Origin of the sequence: Burkholderia sp. Bp9140, assembly GCF_003853425.1 — a bacterium.
In the GTDB taxonomy this organism is placed as follows: Bacteria; Pseudomonadota; Gammaproteobacteria; order Burkholderiales; family Burkholderiaceae; genus Burkholderia.
In genome coordinates, this window is sequence record NZ_QTPQ01000088.1 from 1 (window position 1) to 3,139 (window position 3,139).

Here is a 3,139-nt window from a genome sequence, read left to right on the forward strand (position 1 = left end):
CAGACTTGTTATAGGATCAAGCCTTACGGGCAATTAGTATCAGTTAGCTGAACGCATTACTGCGCTTACACACCTGACCTATCAACGTCCTGGTCTCGAACGACCCTTCAAGGGGATCTAGTCCCCAGGGATATCTCATCTTAAGGCGAGTTTCCCGCTTAGATGCTTTCAGCGGTTATCTCTTCCGAACATAGCTACCCGGCGATGCCACTGGCGTGACAACCGGTACACCAGAGGTTCGTCCACTCCGGTCCTCTCGTACTAGGAGCAGCCCCCTTCAAATATCCAACGCCCACGGCAGATAGGGACCAAACTGTCTCACGACGTTTTAAACCCAGCTCACGTACCTCTTTAAATGGCGAACAGCCATACCCTTGGGACCGGCTACAGCCCCAGGATGAGATGAGCCGACATCGAGGTGCCAAACACCGCCGTCGATATGAACTCTTGGGCGGTATCAGCCTGTTATCCCCAGAGTACCTTTTATCCGTTGAGCGATGGCCCTTCCATACAGAACCACCGGATCACTATGACCTGCTTTCGCACCTGCTCGACTTGTCGGTCTCGCAGTTAAGCACGCTTATGCCATTGCACTATCAGCACGATTTCCGACCGTACCTAGCGTACCTTCGTACTCCTCCGTTACGCTTTGGGAGGAGACCGCCCCAGTCAAACTGCCTACCATGCACTGTCCCCGACCCGGATCACGGGCCAAGGTTAGAACCTCAAACAAACCAGGGTGGTATTTCAAGGACGGCTCCACCGAAACTAGCGTTCCGGTTTCATAGCCTCCCACCTATCCTACACAGATCGGTTCAAAGTCCAATGCAAAGCTACAGTAAAGGTTCATGGGGTCTTTCCGTCTAGCCGCGGGTAGATTGCATCATCACAAACACTTCAACTTCGCTGAGTCTCGGGAGGAGACAGTGTGGCCATCGTTACGCCATTCGTGCAGGTCGGAACTTACCCGACAAGGAATTTCGCTACCTTAGGACCGTTATAGTTACGGCCGCCGTTTACCGGGACTTCAATCAAGAGCTTGCACCCCATCATTTAATCTTCCGGCACCGGGCAGGCGTCACACCCTATACGTCCACTTTCGTGTTTGCAGAGTGCTGTGTTTTTATTAAACAGTCGCAGCCACCAGTTTATTGCAACCCCTTCACCCTTTGCCCGCAGGGGCATCAAGCTACAAGGGCGTACCTTATCCCGAAGTTACGGTACCAATTTGCCGAGTTCCTTCTCCCGAGTTCTCTCAAGCGCCTTAGAATACTCATCTCGCCCACCTGTGTCGGTTTGCGGTACGGTCATCGTTAGACTGAAGCTTAGAGGCTTTTCTTGGAACCACTTCCAATTGCTTCGCTCCCTAAGGAGCTCGCGCCACACCCTTGAATTACGCGCCCGGATTTGCCTAAGCGCCTTCTCCAATGCAGCGACCGGGACTTCCAACACCCGGACAACCTTCCGCGATCCGTCCCCCCATCGCATCTAACAATGGTGCAGGAATATTGACCTGCTTCCCATCAGCTACGCATTTCTGCCTCGCCTTAGGGGCCGACTCACCCTACGCCGATGAACGTTGCGTAGGAAACCTTGGGCTTACGGCGAGGGGGCCTTTCACCCCCTTTATCGCTACTCATGTCAGCATTCGCACTTCCGATACCTCCAGCACCCTTTACAAGGCACCTTCGCAGGCTTACGGAACGCTCTCCTACCATGCGTGCAAAGCACGCATCCGCAGCTTCGGTATATAGCTTAGCCCCGTTACATCTTCCGCGCAGGACGACTCGATCAGTGAGCTATTACGCTTTCTTTAAAGGGTGGCTGCTTCTAAGCCAACCTCCTGACTGTTTTAGCCTTCCCACTTCGTTTCCCACTTAGCTATATTTGGGGACCTTAGCTGGCGGTCTGGGTTGTTTCCCTCTTGACACCGGACGTTAGCACCCGATGTCTGTCTCCCGTGATTGCACTCTTCGGTATTCGGAGTTTGCTATGGCGGGGTAATCTGCAATAGACCCCCCAACCATGACAGTGCTCTACCCCCGAAGGTGAGACACGAGGCACTACCTAAATAGTTTTCGGAGAGAACCAGCTATTTCCAGGTTTGTTTAGCCTTTCACCCCTATCCACAGCTCATCCCCTAACTTTTCAACGTTAGTGGGTTCGGACCTCCAGTACGTGTTACCGCACCTTCATCCTGGCCATGGATAGATCACCTGGTTTCGGGTCTACGCCCAGCAACTGAACGCCCTATTCGGACTCGCTTTCGCTACGCCTGCCCTATACGGTTAAGCTTGCTACTGAACGTAAGTCGCTGACCCATTATACAAAAGGTACGCCGTCACCCCTTACGAGGCTCCGACTGTTTGTATGCATGCGGTTTCAGGATCTATTTCACTCCCCTCCCGGGGTTCTTTTCGCCTTTCCCTCACGGTACTGGTTCACTATCGGTCGATCACGAGTATTTAGCCTTGGAGGATGGTCCCCCCATCTTCAGACAGGATTTCACGTGTCCCGCCCTACTTGTCGCACACCTAGTTCTTTCATACTGTTTTCGCCTACAGGGCTATCACCTGCTATGGCCGCACTTTCCAGAGCGTTCGGCTAACAATACAAATAAAGAGTGCAAGGCTCATCCCATTTCGCTCGCCACTACTTTGGGAATCTCGGTTGATTTCTTTTCCTGCGGTTACTTAGATGTTTCAGTTCACCGCGTTCGCTTCACATGGCCTATGTATTCAGCCATGGATACTCCAAAAGGAGTGGGTTTCCCCATTCGGACATCTACGGATCAAAGCTCGTTTGCCAGCTCCCCGTAGCTTTTCGCAGGCTACCGCGTCCTTCATCGCCTGTGATCGCCAAGGCATCCACCACATGCACTTGTTCGCTTGACCCTATAACGAGTCTGTCTCATCGACAGTCGCTACAGGTTGAGTTCTCGCGTTGTGCCGTATTCCAATTGAGCCGAACAATGAAGTTCGAATCATCTTGAGATACATCGATACAATCACAACCCGGATAGCTTTCACGTCCATCTCAAGACGCTTCCGCTATCCAAATTACTTACTTCTTCCAGATTGTTAAAGAACGACAGCCGATACATACTACGTATCACTCTGACTGGCTCAATCGCCAATGA

General features: G+C 52.2%; 1 rRNA gene. It reads right to left on the reverse strand.

Annotated elements, in window-relative coordinates:
- Positions 1–12: 12 nt before the first annotated feature.
- Positions 13–2,894 (reverse strand): 23S ribosomal RNA (locus tag DIE21_RS36615).
- Positions 2,895–3,139 lie beyond the last annotated feature (245 nt).